The organism is Sorangium sp. So ce375 (assembly GCF_051473855.1).
In the GTDB taxonomy this organism is placed as follows: Bacteria; Myxococcota_A; Polyangia; order Polyangiales; family Polyangiaceae; genus Sorangium.
In genome coordinates this window covers 10948474-10964592 of the sequence record NZ_CP150335.1, presented here as the reverse complement: position 1 = coordinate 10964592, position 16119 = coordinate 10948474, and the positions used below count along the sequence as shown (strand labels likewise).

Below are 16119 nucleotides of genomic sequence, written 5' to 3'. Positions count from 1 at the left end.
TGCGGGAAAAGGTAGAACATCGGACCCATCAGCGGATGGATGGGCGGGTGTTGACCGACGTTCCCCAGGGTCGTCCCTGGTCGAGCGGGAGGGCCTCGGAGCTGCCGAGAGATCGAGGCGGAGAGCGGTGTTACTTCTCGAGCGTGATCAGACCCAGCTTGTACGGCAATCTTTCGTAAGCCCCTCCGGCGCTCGGATCCCTGCCCTGGTAGAGGAACTGCATGTTGCACGCGTTGATGGTCATTCGCTCGTCGCTCCCGGAGCGGATCATCTCACCGTGGCTGATGTCGTCGCTCCACTTTCCGCCTTCGAACGTCACGTTGGCAGGGCCGGCGAAGGGCTTCTGCTTGGTGTCCGCCAGGGGAGCCCAGGGGCCGTCGAGGCTCTCGGAGGTCCACGACCTGAAGAAGCGAGGGCTGTTGTCGAACGCCTCGACCATGAGCAGGTACTTGTTCGTGCCATCCACCTTGTAGACGTTGCTGGCCTCGAACAGGAGCCCCTGGCTGGGGGCCGACATGACGGTTTCGTACCCATCGAAAGCCGGGAATTTATCGATGCTGACCTTGGAGCGGTAGAGCTTCCCGTCGTCCCGCGAGAAGAACAGATGGCAGTTCTTGTCGTCGCAGATGTTCCAGAAGTCCAGCGCGCCAAGGGTGTTCCCCATCTGGCCTGGCTCGCCCTTGAGCAGCGGCTGGGGCCGGCTCCAGCCGTTGACGTTGTTGATGTCGTCGTTGGTCGAGTACCGGCCGTTCCACTGGAAGATGAGGTACCACTTGTTGTGCGGCCGGAAAAAGAAGACCTGGGGCGCGACCGTGCCGCCGGTGGGCCAGTTCGCCATGTGCTGCTGCTGCGCGGAGCTCGCCTGAGCGAAGTCGGTGAAGTTCAAATACACGGAGCTCCACCCCCCGTTGCCCGCCGTGTCGTACACGGTGGCAAATACGTGGTACTTGCCGTCGTGGAACACGATCGTCGGGTCCTTGATGGAGACGAAGGTGCGACCGGCAGCCGACTTGGGGCTGATCACCGGAGGCCCGGACTTCCACTTGAACGTGGTGGGCAAGTCGCAGGTCACGGGCGGCGAGCCGCCCGCGCCCGCGCCGCCGCCGCCGTCCCCCGGAGCGCCGCCGCTCCCCCCGGTCCCACCCGTCGGGTCGCCGCCCGTGCCCGGGTCGCTTCCGCTGCTCGTGCTCGTGCTCGTGCCGGGGCCTGATCCACCCGTGCCGCTTGTGCTCGTGCTCGCGCCCGCGCCTGTCGTGCTGCTGGCGCTCGTCGTCGGGTTCTCCGAGCCACCCGTACCACCACTGGACGGCTGGTCGTCCCCCGTGTCGCTGGCGCAACCGGCGAGCGCGGCGAGCACACAGCCGAGGGCAGACAAACGAAGGAGGGAACGGGACGGAGTCAAATATTGGCGAGGCAAATCGAAGGGAGTGATCATGCTGGTCTCCAGAGGGATGCCCGATCGGGCAGCGAGCTCCTCAGAGCCCGACTGTCAAGGTTGACGCGCACGAGGACGAGGACGAAGGGCCCGGTGCCGCACGGCGGCCTACCCAGGGCAAAGCGGAGCAATCTCCGAGCCAAATTGTGAGCGCTCACATCTACGGCGTCAATTGAAAACCGGCGCGCGGGACTCGCCGGCCACGATGCCGATCGCCGGAAACTCCTCAGAACGCGCTCCCGGCGTCGCTCTACCAGGCATCGACGATCAGGGCGATTGGCTCGCCCGGTCCGTGCACGCCCTGAATCAGGATGCCCTCCACGTCGGCCGTCTTGGATGGCCCCGTACACCTGACCACGTAGGGGTCGCCGCCGAGCGCGGAGATTTCGGCGCAGAGCGAACGGTGGATGTCGGCGCGGCGAACGATCGCCACGTGGATCCAGGGGGCGAGCGCGCTGAGGCGCGTCGAGGTGGTCGCGTCGTCGAGGATGACGGTGCCCGTCTCGGCGATCGCGCCGGCGGCGCGCTCGACCGGCAGGATCTGGACCCGACCTCCGGGCGCGAGCGCCGCGCGCCAGACGGTCGGCTGGCTGAGGAAATCGAGGAGCTCCCAGGAGCGGGCCGCGAGCTGCCCGGCGTCGAGCGCGGCGGGGCCGCCGTCATTCACGCTTCCCCTTCGGAGACGACGTGGTTTTCGAGCACGCCGATCTTCTCGATCTCGATCTCGACCCGATCTCCCGGGCGCAGCCAGCGCGGCGGTGTTCGGGCCATGCCGACGCCATGCGGCGTCCCCGTGAGGATCACGGTGCCCGGCAGCAGCGTCGTGCTGCCGCTCAAGAACTCGATGAGCTCGGGCACGCCGAAGATCATGTCGCCGGTCGTCCAGTCTTGCACGCGCTCGCCGTTCAGGAGGGTGGCGATGCGGAGCGCTCCTGGATCTCCGACCTCGTCCGCGGTGACGAGGCGGGGGCCGAGCGGGGCGAACGTGTCGAACGTCTTGCCGCGACACCACTGCCCGCCGCCGCGCCGGAGCTGCCAGTCGCGAGCCGACACGTCGTTCGCGCACGTGTAACCGAGCACGTGCTCGAGCGCGCGCGCGCGGCTCACGTTCTTGCACGCTTTGCCGATGACCACGGCGAGCTCGCACTCGTAATCGACCTCCTCGCTCGCCAGCTGACGCGGAATCACGATCGGCGCGCCAGGATCCTGGACGGCGTTCAGTCCCTTCATGAAGACGATCGGGTGCTCGGGGAGCTTGGCCTTGGTCTCTTCGGCGTGCCGGCGGTAGTTCAGGCCGATGCCGAGGATCTGCGTGGGAGCGATCGGGGCGAGCCTGCGCGCGACCTCCGCACGTTCTTGTGTGACCGTGTAGTGAGCGAAGGGGTCGCCTTCGATGCGCAGGGCCGTGCCATCGCCCTGCTCGCTCGCGTAGCGGGCGCGTCCGTTCGTGTCCAGGTAGCGGATGATTTTCATGAGCGCTCCGAGCGGTCCTGCCAGACCTGCCCGCCCGGGAACGTGTGCGCCGCGAGCGAGTCGAGCGCGGTCTTTGCGTCGCGACGAAAGGCGGTCATGGGAGGGTGGAATCCAGGTGGCGTCCGCCTGGCGGCCCGAGCGGCCGCCAGGCTTACCGGGGTGGTAAAACCACAACTGGAGGGGAGCGGAGCTACTTCTGGAGCGTCAACATCCCGAGCCTGTAGGGCAACTTGCCGTAATCACCCCCGACCTTCGGATCTCTGCCCTGGTAGAGGAACCGCAGGTCGCACGGGTCGATGGTCATCTTCTCGTCGTGCCCGGAGCGGATCAGCTCGCCGTGGCTGATGTCGTCGCTCCAGTCCTGGCCTTCGTAGGTCACGTTGGCAGGGCCGGCGAAAGGGTTCTGCTTGGTGTCCGCCAGGGGAGCCCAGGGGCCGTCGAGGCTCTCGGACGTCCACGACCTGAAGAAGCGAGGGCTGTTGTCGTACGCCTCCACCATGAGCAGGTACTTGTTCGACCCATCCACCTTGTAGACGTTGCTGGCTTCGAACAGGAGACTCGCGCTGGGGGCCGACATGACGGTCTCGTAACCGTCGTAATTCGGGAACTTGTCGATGCTGACCTTGGAGCGGTAGAGCTTTCCGTCGTCCCGCGAGAAGAAGAGGTAGCAGTTCTTGTCGTCGCAGATGTTCCAGAAGTCCAGCGCGCCGTTCGGCTCGCCTCGGAGCAGCCCTTGGGGCCGACTCCAGCCGTTCATGTTGTTGATGTCATCGTTGGTCGAGTACCGGCCGTTCCACTGGTAGATGAGGTACCACTTGTTGTGCGGCTGGAAAAAGAAGACCTGGGGCGCGACCGTGCTGCCGGTGGGCCAGCTCGCCATGTAGTGCTGCTCAGCGGCGTTCGCCTGAGGGATGTCCGTGAAGTTCGAGTACATGGACTGCCATCCGCCGTTGCCCGACGTGGTGTCGAACACGGTGGCAAACACGTGGTACTTGTTGTCGAAGAACACGATCGTCGGGTCCTTGACGGATGCCCAGCTGCGGCCGGCAGGCGGCTTGGGGCTGATCACCGGAGGCCCCGACTTCCACTTGAACGTGGTGGGCAAGTCGCAGGTCGGCGTGGAGCCGCCTGCGCCTCCACCACCGTCCCCTGGATCTCCGCCGCTCCCCGAGGCCGACGTGCTCCCGCCGGTACCCGTCGTACCGCTTCCCCCGCTCCCGACGGAGCTCGACGTACCAGTGCTACCGCCGGTGCCCGTCGTACTGCTGGCGCTGCTGGCGCTGCTGGCGCCGGTCACCGGATTCTCCGAGCCACCCGTCCCATCAGGGGAGGGCTGGTCGTCGGTCGTGCCGCCGCCGCAGCCGGTGAGCGCCGCGAGCACACAGCCGAGAGCAGAGAGACGAAGGAGGGAACGGCACGGAGCCAGAGCGTGGGAGGGCAAATCGAGGTGAGTGATCATGCTAGTCTCCAAAGGGATGCCCAATCGGGCCAGCGAGCTCCTCAGAGCCCGACCGCCAGGGTGAACGCGCATGAGGACGAGAAGCCGGGGCGCATGACGGCCTACCCAGGGCGAAGCAGAAGGATACCCGGAGACCAAATTGTGAACGTTCACATTGCCGGCGTCAATCAAAAACCGGCGCGCGGCCTGCCGCGTCCGGCAGCAGCGACGGCCAGCTTCATCCTGCCTTTGCGCGTCGGTCGCGCGCCGCTCCTCGTGATGCGCTCTACCGTGATCCCGCGGCTGCCACCGGCGCGGCGGCGCGGCCGGGGAGGAGGAAGGCGCAGCCGATCGTCAGGAGCAGCGCCGCGCTGAAGATGGATGTGGCCATCGTGTGCTCGCGGTTCACCACGTCGCCCGCCGGGCTGTCGGTGAGGACGAGGCCGAGCACGGTGAGGCCGACGATGCCCCCCATGTACCGCATCGTCGAGGTGAGGCCTGCGGCCATCCCGCTCTTCTCGCGCGGAACGTCGCTCATCGCCGCGGACTGCGACGGCGCGGACGTCAGGCCGAGGCCGGCGCCGAGCATCACGAGCGCGGGGATCGCGTCCGTGAGCGCGTTCAGAGGCCGCGCCGCGAGCAGGAGCATGCCGGCCAGGGCGAGCGAGCAGCCGGCGAGCGCCACCGCGCGCGGCCCGAAGCGATCGGAGCCGCGCCCCGCGAGGGGCGAGACGACCACCATCGTCCCCATCATGGCCAGCAGCGTCGTGCCGACGTCGCGCGGCCCGACGTGGAACAGCCGCCCCGCCACCTGCGGCAGCTCGAAGATCGTCGAGTACATGGCGAAGTTCTGGAGCGAGATGAGCAGGCTTCCGCCGAGGAACGCGCGCCGCCTGAACAGGGAGAAGTCGATGACGGGGTCCGCGGCGCGCCGCTCCCAGAGCACGAAGGGCACAAGGCCCACCGCGCCGAGCACCGCGGCCCAGCGGAGGTGGGCGGCCTCGAGGCCAAGGACGAGCCCGATGAGCGACCCACCCAGCAGCACCGAGCCCACGACGTCGAACCGCGGTCGCGGCGCGGCAGGCGCCGCGGCCGCGGGACGCGGCGGCGCGCCGATGTGCGCGAGCGCGGCGGACAGGAGCAGCACCGGGACGTTGGCGAGGAAGATCGAGGTCCACCCGAAGGTCCCCACGAGCAGCGCGCCGATCGTCGGTCCGGTGCCCGCCGACAGCCCCATCACCGCCCCGAAGGCGCCGAAGGCGCGCCCGCGCACCTCGGGCGGCAGCTCCGTGCGGAGCATGGCCGTCGCGCTCGGGACCACGATCGCGCCGCCCGCGGCCATCACGACGCGCGACACCGCGAGCACCGGGAGCGCCGGCCACAGGTAGGCGAGCGCGGCCCCGACCGCCAGGAGGAGCTGGCCCAGCCCGAGCGCGCGCCGGTGGCCAAGGCGATCTCCGAGCTTCCCACCGGGGCTCTGCAGGACGATGTTCGTGAGCAGGTAGCTCGTCACGAGCGCCTGCCGGAGCGCGCCGGAGTCGACGCGGAGCGTGCGCGCCATCTCCGGCAGCGCCACGGCGACCATCGTGGAGTTGAGCGGCGCGAGCGCCGTCGAGAGGGCGATGGCGGCGAGGAGCCGCACCGGCAGGCGCGAGGAAGGCTCAGCCACGAGCGAGCTCGCCCGCGCCGTCCCGACGGTCGTCCCGGCGCAGGAGCGTCACCCGGCCCTCCGTCCCGTCCACGAGGATCTCCTGGCCATCCGTGATGCGCTCGGTCGCCCCGGCTGCCCCCAGCACCGCCGGGATCCCGTACTCGCGCGCGACGATGGCCGCGTGGGAGACCGCGCCTCCGACGTTCGTGACGACGCCCGCGGCCAGCGTGAAGAGCGGCGTCCACGCGGGGTTCGTGTAGCGGCAGACAAGGATCTCCCCCGCCTTCAGCCGCTCGAACTCCCGCTCGTCCCGCACGATGCGCGCCCTGCCGCGGACCACCCCGGACGACGCCCCGATGCCGCGGAGCTCGTCGCCCGAGGCGCCTCCCGCGCCCGCCCCGGACGACATCTTCTGCCACCTCGCGTTGACCACCCCGTACGTCGCGCGCCGCCGTCGAACGAGCCGCTCCACCTCGTCGAGCGGCGGCGCCGCCCCCTGGAGCCACCCCCGGAGCTCGGCTTCGGTCAGGTAGAAGACGTCGTCAGGGCGCGGCAGGCGCCCGCGCTCGCAGAGGCGGCGCGCGATCTCGGCCACGATCGCCTGCAGCGCGGAGTACGAGCGCACCAGATCGAAGTGCGTGCGCTCCCGGAACACGATCGCGCCCCGCAGCCGCTCGAGGGTGCGACCGAACGCGTCGGGCAGGCCCGGCACGAGGCGGAGCGCGCGGGTGACCTCGTCGAGCGCCGCCCGGTAACGCGCGAGCCCGGCCTCCTCGGACGGCGGCTCGGCGGCGTCGAGCAGGCCGCGAAGGAGCCCCCACAGCGGCGCGGGATCCTGCCGCCACGTCGGCGCCGAGAGGTACAAACCGGTGCTCTCCCGGTGCCCGTGCTCGTCCAGGAACGCGTCGACTTCGGCCAGGTAGGACCGGCCGGCCTCCGAGTCGCGGAGGGCCTCAGGGCGCCCCTCCCGGATCGCGCCGGCGACCTCCGGCCCGGCGCTCGCCGCCCTGCGCGCGAGGTGGAAGAGCGCGAGGTTCACGTCGGACGTCCGGGTGCGCAGGCCCGAGACGAGGTCGCGCATGACGGTCGCCGTCCGCTTCGGTCCCACGGCGAGGGCGATCGGGACGCGGAGGGCGATCGCGGCCAGCTGGCTGGCGCTCCTCTCGAACCGCTCGCCAAGGACCGCGGTCGTGGTCTCCGTGATCCGGTCGGCGCGGCGGAGGAGCGCGGCGTCGTCCAGCGCGCGGAGATCGACCGGCGCGCAGGCCTCTTGGATCCGCTTGAACCCGTCGCCCTCCCACCACGCCATCGCATCGTCGCGCAGGCTGGCCGCGACCTTCTGCGGCAGCCGGAGCAACCGGAGGGTGGGTCGCACCTTCGGTGGGACGAAGAGCGGACGCCACAGCTGGTCGACCCACGCGCGCTCCTCGGCCTCGTCCACGTCGAGCCCCAGGAAGCGCATCATGCGCACGAGCGCAGGGAGCGTCGTCCGGAAGCCCCATTGATCGAGCGGCCTGGGGGCGACGGGGAACCGGTCGTTGTCGTTGGCCTCGAGCATCCTCCGCTGCATGCGGTTGAGCTGCGGGAGCGGAGGGATGGGCTCGATTTCGGCCGCGCCGAGCGTGGTGATCGGGCGCGACTGGAGGAGGTGGATGGAGCCCCCGGCGAAGGCGAACTCCACGTCCTGCGGGCAGCCGAAGTGGGCCTCGAGGCGGAGCCCGATGCGGCCCAGATCGAGCACCAGCGCGTCGCTCGGCGCGGGGCGGCCGGCCTCCCGGCGGTCGCGATCGTCGATCGCGAGGTCGTCCGTCCCGGGGCCCGCGGCCCCGTTCGGCTGGCGCGGGCCGGGCGCGGCGGCCCCGGCGAACGGCGCGCGCCGCAGGCGGTACACGTCGCCGGTCGTGTGCCCTGACACCACGGCCTCGCCGAGGCCCGGGGCGACCTCCAGGAGCATGCGGTCGGCGCGATGGGCCACCGGGTCGACGGTGAACAGGACGCCGGCGAACTCGGCCGGGACCATGCGCTGCACCACCACGGCGATGTTGACCCCCAGGTGATCGATGCCCCGCGCCGCCCGGTAGCCGAGGGCCCTCGGGCTCCAGAGGGACGCCCAGCACCGCCGCAGCGCGAGGAGCAGCTCGTCCGCCCCCGCCACGTCGAGGTACGTCTCGTGCTGGCCCGCGAACGAGGCGTCGGCGAGGTCCTCCGCCGTCGCCGAGGAGCGAACCGCGACCGGCGGCGCGCCGAGCTCGCGGTACGCGTCCCGGACCGCGCTCTCCATCCCGGGCAGCATCGCGCCCCGCTCGAAGAGCTCCGCGGCCTCCGAGGCCGCCGCCTCCCAGCGGCTCGCGGCGAGGTGCGCCGTGAGGCGCTCGGCGAGCCCCCATGCGCGCGCCTGCTCCCCGTACGCGTCAGCGCTCACAACGAACCCGGGCGGCACGGCCAGCCCGAGCTGGATCAGCTCACCGAGGTTGGCGCCCTTGCCGCCCGCCGTGGCGAGGTCGGCTCGGGATAGCTGGCTCAAGCGATGAACAAGCATCAGGCATCTCCTTCGGCCAAGAAAGGCTGCTTCTGCTGCGTCCCGCGCTCCCGGCGCCCGCCCGCCCTCCGGGCAGCGCCTCGCTCGAGCCGACAGCGTCCGCTCGATCGTCACCTGAAAGTCATTGTGACGTCACGAAGTAAGTATCATGATACTTATAAATGGCAAGGCCGCGTAACATCACCGACGCGCAGATCCTCGACGAGGCACGCGCGTGCTTTCTGGAGCACGGCGCGGGCGTCTCGACGACGCTCATCGCGGAGCGGCTCGGCGTCTCGCACGGGGTGCTGTTCCAGCGCTTCGGCACCAAGGAGCAGCTCCTGCGCGCCGCGCTGCTGCCGCCGTTCGAGCCGCCGTGGATGGCGCGCGCGCGGGCGGGCCCGGACGACCGCGACGCGCGGAGCCAGCTCCTCGAGCTCGGCGAGGAGATCTCCGCCTACCTCGAGCGCATCGTGCCGTGCCTCGCGGTGCTCCGCTCGGCCGGCATGCACGTCGAGTCCATGGCCGATCGGCGCGAGGACCTGCCGCCGGTCCGCGCGCGGCGCGAGGTGGTCGCGTGGTTCTCGCGGGCGATCGCCCGCGGCCTCCTGCGTCCGGTCCGCCCGGAGCACGCGGCCGACCTCTTCCTCGGCGCGCTGCACTTCCGGCCGTTCCACCAGCACCTCTCGGACCAGCGGTTCGATGAGTCGGAGGGCCGGGCCTACGTCACGTTCGCGATCGACGCGATCCACCGGACGCTCGCGCCCGCGGCGGAGTAAATCTCCCTGTCTCCCCCGTCTCCCCGTGATCTTTCTCGGGCAACGTCGACCACCACCCCACGCCTCTGCCGTCTTGTTGGCGCAGGGCGCGAGACGCCGGCCAACGCCCTCGTTCGCGTCACGCCGCTGCGCCGGCCGCGTCCGGCAGCAGCGACGGCCAGCTCCGCGGCGGCTTGAACCTGTGGGTCGGCGCGGGCCCGTCGACGAGGTGCTCGACCCCCTCGATGTGACTGCCAGGGAGCAACACCCCGCCCAGCGACTCCCGCACGAGCGGTATCCGCGCCGGATCGAAGCCCATCACCCGCGCTGCGATCGCGTCGACGAGGCCCGGGTCGAACCCGCCGAGCAGGAGCCCTGCGCGCACGGGCGTCGCGCCCAGCGGACCCTCGCCCTCGCCCGCGACGATGCCGTCCACGATCGTCAGGTACCGCCGCTGCGGCTCCCCGCGCAGCGCGCCGCCGCGGTCGGCGAAGAACAGGATGCGGTTGAGATCCAGGATGGTCCGCCAGAGCGTGTCGTTCCCCTCCCAGCTGCCATCGATGACCTTCGGCGGCGCCGCGAGCCGCGGCGCGCGGGCGACGAGCGAGTGATCGCCGGGGAGCGGGAGCCGGCTGAGCTTGTTCTCCACCGCCTCTCCGAGGCCCTGAGGCCGATCGAACTCGTCGCCGCCCACCGACGGATCTCCCTCGGTGAAGTGCGGGAGCCAGTACTTCTCGTTCGTCAGGCCGATCACGCTCTTCAGCGAGAGCGTGACTCCCGTCTTCTTGTGCGTCTTCAGCTTGGGAAGGTTGATGACGACATCGGCGTCGAGGAGCGTCTGGGGAATGCTGTACTCGTGCCGCTCCCCGCTGTGGTGCGGCACCGGCGTCGCGTAATGGCTGCGGTGGAACCGGAGCGCGGCGCCGCGCGGGGCGCCCGCGCCGGCGAAGGAGCTGCTCCGGCCGAGATCGACGACCCGGTAGCCCCGCGGATCGCCGGGGAGGGGGCGGCGGAGGAGCAGGCCGAGGTTCCACGAGCGGCCGAAGCGGCGCACGTCGTCGAGCGCGAACACCGGCGCGATCCGGAAATACCGCAGGTCGATGAAATCGACGTCGTGGCCCTGGGACTTCAGGTGATCGATGACATCGAAGATGCCGAGCGGTCCGGCGACCTTCTCGATCTCGCACCCCTCGACCGGGGAGTCGACGACGCGCACCCTCCCGCGCGGGCCGGCGGCGCGAAGCGCGTAGTCGAGCACGGGGCGGAGCAGCGAGCCGTGCGTGCTGGAGGCGGCGAGCCGCTCGCCCGTGATCTTCTGGTGCAGGTTCTTCGACGAGACGAGGTTCGGCTTGACGACGACGCGGTCCCCCGGCGCGATCAGGTCGCCGAGCGGGTTCCACTCCGGCGTGCCGGCGCGGGCCGCGTCGAGGCCGAGCCGGCGGAAGAGCGCCTCGACGGCCTCGTAGACCGGGCTCGGCGGGCCGTACGGAGCGCTGCCCCCGTAGCTCACGCCCGGCCTCGATACCGTCACCACGCGGTTCTTCGTCGCTGCCATCGGGAGCCCCGGTCAAGCGTCCGCGCCGCTCGGGCCGGGCGCGAGGATCACCGCCGGCGCGGCGCGCTGGAAATCGACGTTCAGGCGCGAGACGCTCGCGAGGTGCTTGCCCGTGCGGACGAGCGCGATGTCGTCGGTGAACTCGACGTCGATGCGCATCCGCTCGCCGAGGTGATGGCGGAACGTCGCGAGCACCTCGTCCAGGACCTGCTGAGAGAACCTCCCGCCCTTGACCACGCGGAACGTGATGGCGTCGCGCTCCTCCTGCACCACCTGGAAGCGCTTGATCGCGTAATCGAACTCCTTGAGATAGTGCGCGAAGAACGTACCGGGCAGGTAGCGCCCGTCCGTCCCCCGGATGATGGACTGGACGCGCCCCTCGATGCGGCCCACGCGCGGCGCCCCCCGGCCGCAGGGGCAGGGCGCGGCCGGGGACATCGCCTCGGCGAGATCGCCGATGCGGTAGCGGACGAACGGCATGCAGAAGTTGTTGAGATCGGTGATCACGACCTCTCCTATTTCCCCCGGCTCGGCGGGGCGCCCGTCGCGCAGGACCTCGACGATGTACCCCTCGGCCACGACGTGGTGGCCCTCGTGTGCATCGCACTCGTACGCGATGCCCGAGAACTCGCGGCTGCCGTACTTGTCGAAGACCTTGCAGCCGAACGCCTCCTCGATGAGCCGGCGGCTCGGCAGCGGCAGGGTCTGCGCGCTCGACATGATCGCGCGCGGCCGGGCCGCGACCTTGCCGGTGCTCTTGACGTAATGGGCCAGGAAATCGAGCGCCTCGGCATAACCATCCATGAGCACCGGCCGCGCGCCGGCGATCTTCGCGATCATCTCGCTCAGGTTGTCGTCGGACAGCTCGAAGATGGGGATGAACGTCCGGTTCGAGAGGACGGCGTCCGCGCGCTCGCGGGCCGCCTGCGACTTCGTCATGCCGATCGTCTGGTGCCAGAGCCGCACCGTGGGGTCGCCGAAGCGGTAGCCCGTCCACTCCTGCGCCCGGAGCGTGGCCGCCCAGCGGAACTCGAGCTGCGCCCGGTCCGCGTAGCAGACGAACGGCTCGCCGGTGGAGCCGCTCGTCGTGATCTTGAGGACCTGCGCCTTGTCGTGGTTCTCCGACATGATGTCGAAATAGAGGTGGCGCCGGATATCCGCCTTGGTGAGGAACGGCAGCTTGTGGAGGTCCTCCTGGCCGCGGATGTCCTCGGGCCGGAGCTTGAGCTCCTGCATGCGAGCGCGATAGTAGGGCACGTTGCGGTAGCAGTGGCGGAGCAGCCGCCTGAGCTTCTCGTCCTGGAGCTCGCGGGTCTGCGCCGGCGTGAGCCACTGTGTCTTGCGCAGCGTCTCGTAGTAGTGCTCGACGTCGCGCGTGATCATCCAGTGGGTGTGGTTGAACGCGGCCAGGTACGCGCGCCACCTCGCCGCGGCGAGCGGGTCGCGCTCCGGCGAGCGGTCGACCACCGGGTTGCGGCGGAGGTACTGGGTGGCCACGTCCGGCGGGATCCGGTCCACGCGGTACTCCCACGCGGCCTTGCCGAGGTCGTAGAACGACTTGACCACGGCGCGCGCCGCGGCCTGGTCGAGGAAGGAGACGCCCTGTCGCCGCTGCTCGAAGAGCGTCTCGACCTCCTTGTACGAGTAACCCTTGGCGTGGGCGGCGACAAGGATGAAGGACTGCCAGTAGAAATAGCTGCCCTTGTACGTCAAGAGATCTTGGAACACCTCTCGAGCGCACATCACGAAGCCGCTCTTGTTGTCGTGGAGCGACATGCCGAAGGTGGTGTTCAAGAGGTAGTTGAGCCCGCGGCTCAGGTGGTAACGGCGGTCCCTGCGGCGCCCGACGGCGCTCCTCCAGCCCTGGACGACATCGACGCTGTGCTCGTAGAGCTCGCGCCGGAGGCGCAGGAGATCCTCGGGCTGGTACTGGAGGTCGGCGTCGATGATGGCGACGAGCTTGCCGCGCGCGGCGGCGGCGCCGGTGCGCCACGCCGCCGTGATGCCGCGGTTCTGCGGGTGGAAGCACCCCGCGACGAGGCCGGGGTGCGCGGCCATGAGGGCGCGGATCGTCGTGGCGGTGCCGTCGGTCGAGCCGTCGTCGACGAGGATGAGCTCGCCCGTGAGCGCCCCCTCGCGGAAGACGCCGAGGATGCGGTCGGTGAGCTCGGGGATGTTCAGCTCCTCGTTGAGACAGGGCACGATGACGGAGAGCTCGATCGGCATTTCCGGAGCAAGCTCACGATGGGCGTCGGTCATGGCGTGTTCACCTAGTTTACCTGGAACTGGACGTGGAGCGCGGGCGGGCCAGAGGCGCGCGGCGCGGCCCGGAGGCGGGCCGGAGTTACAGGGGCACGCAGCGGAAGCACGCGCGGATCGGCAGCGCGTCGTGCGGCGCCGCGCGGCGCTCGGTCACGCGCAGATGGCGCGCCAGCAGGCGGCCGAACTCATCTGGCGTCCACTGGTGCAGGTGGTAGACGTCGCCGCCCCACTGGACCCGGTCGCGCAGGAGATAGCCCACCGGCGTGCGCCGCACGATGCCCTTCAGCCGCGCGATGAGCGGGTCGTTGGGCACCGTGATCGCGGCCACGCCGCCGGGGCGCAGCAGGCGCGCGATCGCCGCGAGGACGGCCGCAGGGTCCACCGTGTGCTCCAGGACCTCGGTGCAGAGGATGCGGTCGAAGCTCGCGGCGGGCAGGTCGAGCTTGTCGACCTCGCCCTTGAGGAAGCGGGCGTCGTAGCCCGCGAGGTTCTTGCGGGCGGTGTCGAGGAAGACGTCGGAGACGTCGATGGCCGTGATGCGCGCCCGCGGAAACAGGCGCAGCACGTGCCCGCCGCCCGAGCCGACCTCGGCGAGATCGAGGCCGGCGCAGTCGCCGAGCATGTCGCGGAGGATGGCGAGCCGCTTTCGTTCGATGAGCCGGATCGGCAGCGGGGAGCGCTCGTAGTAGTCGTCGATCGGGTGCTCCCGGGCGAGGCGATCGTTCAGCGCCTCCACATCGATGTCGCCGGCGGCGTTCGGCATGGCGGCCCCATAGCATGGAGGCGGCGGAGCCTCACCCCTGCGAACGCGCCGCGCTTCGGCCCGCGCTGGCCGCCGCCGCGGCGCGCCGGGGGCAGCGGCGGACAAGGCCGTGGCCGATCGCTCCCTATCGCGGCGCCGGCGCGGCCGGGACACTACCGGGGTTGTATCCGAACCGGGGGGCCTGCCGCCGGGCATGAATGTCCGAGGGGCCACATCTCTTATGACCGTAAGTGGAATCTCGTGGCCAATGAGTCTGGGTGGCGGCCCGGGTTGCTCACGAGGCGAAAGGGAGGCTGCTCGGGCTGCCGGTGGCGCCGAAGGGGTGAGCAGGCTCGGGCCGAACGTCGACCCCGCCGCTCGGGTCGACTCGCAGCAGGAGCCTCGCCGCTCGCCGCTCTGCGCGACGCCCGAGCTACCGGTTACGCGACCACGTCAGCGTAGCCAGCGCTCCACGCCGTGGTCTGATCGCACAGCGTCTGCCGCGCGCGGATGATGTCCCCGGGATGGATGTCGATCGCGTGCGGTAGCTCGATGTCCCGGCTGGACGCGGCGGACGGGATCGATATCCCCGGGATCTCTTTACCGTTTAGGCTCAGCGTCACCACCGCACCGGGAACTATGTCGGACACCACGAGCGGTCGGAATCGCCCGTTGACGGACAGGGTGCCGACCAGCCCCGGCGGGGCGAGCGCGACGCGCGAGATCGGCTGTACGGGCACCACGTCCGACGACGGGCTGCGTTCGCCGTCGCAGCCCTCGGCCACGGCGTAGATGGTGTCCGGGAGCACCAGCGGCTCGGTCAGGATCTCGACCCCGCCACGCAGCTCGGTGACCCGCGTCGGGAGCGCGATCTCTCGCCGCAGCATCGTGGAGAACACACGGACGATCGCGCCGTGCGGCGCATAGACATAGATGGCTCGCGAGCACTGGTAGAGCAGATCCGGTATGATGGGCTTGACCAGCGGGGACCGGGCTCGATAGGAGATCGACGCCCGGGGGGAGTCGTCGCTCCAGCGGTGGACCACGCCCATTGTATCGGCGAAGCCCTGCCTCGCCGTGATCGTGCCCTCGGGGACGTTGCGGAACAGATAGCGGTCGTCCGCGATGCCATCCGGTGTACGCGCAACGAACGGGACCTCCTCGACCACGCCGTCGGCCTTCCGCGTGACGTGCAGCTGCACGGTCGCGCCGGCCACGAGGTTCTTGATGTCGAGATACACGCCGTTGACGTAGGACGAGACACACGCGCTGGCGATGGTGGGCGCCGGCGGTGGGTCCTTGCTCACCGCGACCGCCGTGGACAGCGGACTGGCCCACTGACAGACGCTGAAGTCTTGGCTGGCCGTGACCTGTTGACCCGCCTCGAGCGACGACAACAGGCGGACCGTCTGCGATCCCGCGGTGCAGCCCGACCACGCGGGCGCGCCATCCACGAAGATCTTGACGTTGGCGCTGGGCAAGATGCCGTCGACCGTGACGTCTCTCTGGAACTCATACAGCGGCCGCACGATCGGCGCGGGCAGCGGCAGCGACGGACGCTGCACGACCGGTCCCTTCGTGGTGCGCAGCGCGCCGGCCGCCTCCTGGGCCACCGAGAGCGTGTCGCCGTCGCGCGGCAGCTCGGCGAGCTCGACCCGCGACACACCGTCGCTCGCCACCTCTCCGGTACCGATCACCCTCCCGCTCGCCTCGATCGTGAGCTTCGCGCCCGGGGTGCCGTGCAACAGGTACACGCACGCCGAGCACGCGTAGAGCTGACCGAGGTCGAACACCGGGTCGCTGAGCGGGGCGTCGTCCGCGCGCACCTGGACGGGCTCCGACAGGTCACCGAACCGGGTACCGAATACCTGGCGCGCGACGAGCCAGTAGCCCGCCTTCAGCCCCGCGACATCGTAATATGTATCGCTCACGAACACGGGCCAATGGCCGATCACCGGCTCGTCGGCGGGGTTAGGCAGCGGGCTGCGGTCGGGCCGCATGATGAGCTGGACCATGCCGCCTTCGAGCGGCGTCTGGATGCGAATGCGCCTGGTCGATGCGGTCAACCCTCTGTCAACAATCACTGTCGTCGGAGTTGTCACTGTCGATGCCCCTTTTGCGCACGCCCGCGCTCCGGGATTCGCGGGCGCCACTGCCACCCACACTCCAGAGCCGCGCCGTGGACTTCGCGGAGCAGCGTCCCTCATGGCCGCACGCTCCGCGCTGGTTGCAGGCTATTACGGCGCCGCTGCCAGGCGGTTTCGCTGCCGCCGCTTCATGGGTCGGG

The 16119-nt window shown here is 70.2% G+C and carries 11 protein-coding genes; 1 reads left to right on the top strand and 10 read right to left on the bottom strand.

Annotated features, from left to right (window positions below; genetic code table 11):
• Window positions 1-130: 130 nt before the first annotated feature.
• The 6 genes from WME90_RS41005 to WME90_RS40980 all read right to left on the bottom strand — a co-directional run bounded on the left by WME90_RS41005 (window position 131) and on the right by WME90_RS40980 (window position 8536).
• A complete protein-coding gene (locus WME90_RS41005; RefSeq protein ID WP_437277538.1) occupies window positions 131-1375 on the bottom strand; it encodes a non-reducing end alpha-L-arabinofuranosidase family hydrolase in 1245 nt (414 codons plus the stop codon).
• Between the two features lie 310 nt (window positions 1376-1685).
• The gene (locus WME90_RS41000; protein ID WP_437277537.1) at window positions 1686-2102 is read right to left on the bottom strand and encodes an LUD domain-containing protein; all 417 of its coding nucleotides are present in this window, start codon (window positions 2100-2102) and stop codon (window positions 1686-1688) included.
• Window positions 2099-2908 (bottom strand): fumarylacetoacetate hydrolase family protein, encoded by an 810-nt coding sequence (locus WME90_RS40995; RefSeq protein ID WP_437277536.1) that lies wholly within the window; start codon window positions 2906-2908, stop codon window positions 2099-2101. Before WME90_RS40995 ends, WME90_RS41000 begins: the two co-directional genes overlap by 4 nt.
• A 190-nt stretch (window positions 2909-3098) precedes the next feature.
• Window positions 3099-4367, bottom strand: coding sequence for a non-reducing end alpha-L-arabinofuranosidase family hydrolase (locus WME90_RS40990; protein WP_437277535.1), 1269 nt, complete (start codon window positions 4365-4367; stop codon window positions 3099-3101).
• 265 nt (window positions 4368-4632) lie between these two features.
• On the bottom strand, window positions 4633-6015 hold the full coding sequence (locus WME90_RS40985) for an MFS transporter (protein WP_437277534.1): 1383 nt from the start codon (window positions 6013-6015) through the stop codon (window positions 4633-4635).
• Window positions 6008-8536: a PEP/pyruvate-binding domain-containing protein gene (locus tag WME90_RS40980; RefSeq protein ID WP_437277533.1), complete on the bottom strand. Its 2529-nt coding sequence runs from the start codon at window positions 8534-8536 to the stop codon at window positions 6008-6010. The genes WME90_RS40985 and WME90_RS40980 overlap by 8 nt, the downstream gene beginning before the upstream one ends.
• Before the next feature lie 161 nt (window positions 8537-8697).
• Here WME90_RS40980 and WME90_RS40975 point away from each other — a divergent pair, with 161 nt between their 5' ends.
• The gene (locus tag WME90_RS40975) at window positions 8698-9294 is read left to right on the top strand and encodes a TetR/AcrR family transcriptional regulator (protein ID WP_437277532.1); all 597 of its coding nucleotides are present in this window, start codon (window positions 8698-8700) and stop codon (window positions 9292-9294) included.
• Between the two features lie 118 nt (window positions 9295-9412).
• On the opposite strand, the gene WME90_RS40970 is transcribed toward WME90_RS40975, so the two are convergent.
• From WME90_RS40970 to WME90_RS40955, 4 genes are all read right to left on the bottom strand, one after another.
• Entirely contained in the window at window positions 9413-10828 is a 1416-nt protein-coding gene (locus WME90_RS40970; RefSeq protein WP_437277531.1) for a DUF362 domain-containing protein, read from the bottom strand.
• Window positions 10829-10840: 12 nt separating this feature from the next.
• Entirely contained in the window at window positions 10841-13087 is a 2247-nt protein-coding gene (locus WME90_RS40965; protein WP_437277530.1) for a glycosyltransferase, read from the bottom strand.
• 85 nt (window positions 13088-13172) lie between these two features.
• A complete protein-coding gene (locus WME90_RS40960; protein ID WP_437277529.1) occupies window positions 13173-13853 on the bottom strand; it encodes a methyltransferase domain-containing protein in 681 nt (226 codons plus the stop codon).
• Window positions 13854-14272: 419 nt separating this feature from the next.
• Window positions 14273-15847, bottom strand: coding sequence for a hypothetical protein (locus tag WME90_RS40955; RefSeq protein ID WP_437277528.1), 1575 nt, complete (start codon window positions 15845-15847; stop codon window positions 14273-14275).
• Between the last annotated feature and the right edge of the window lie 272 nt (window positions 15848-16119).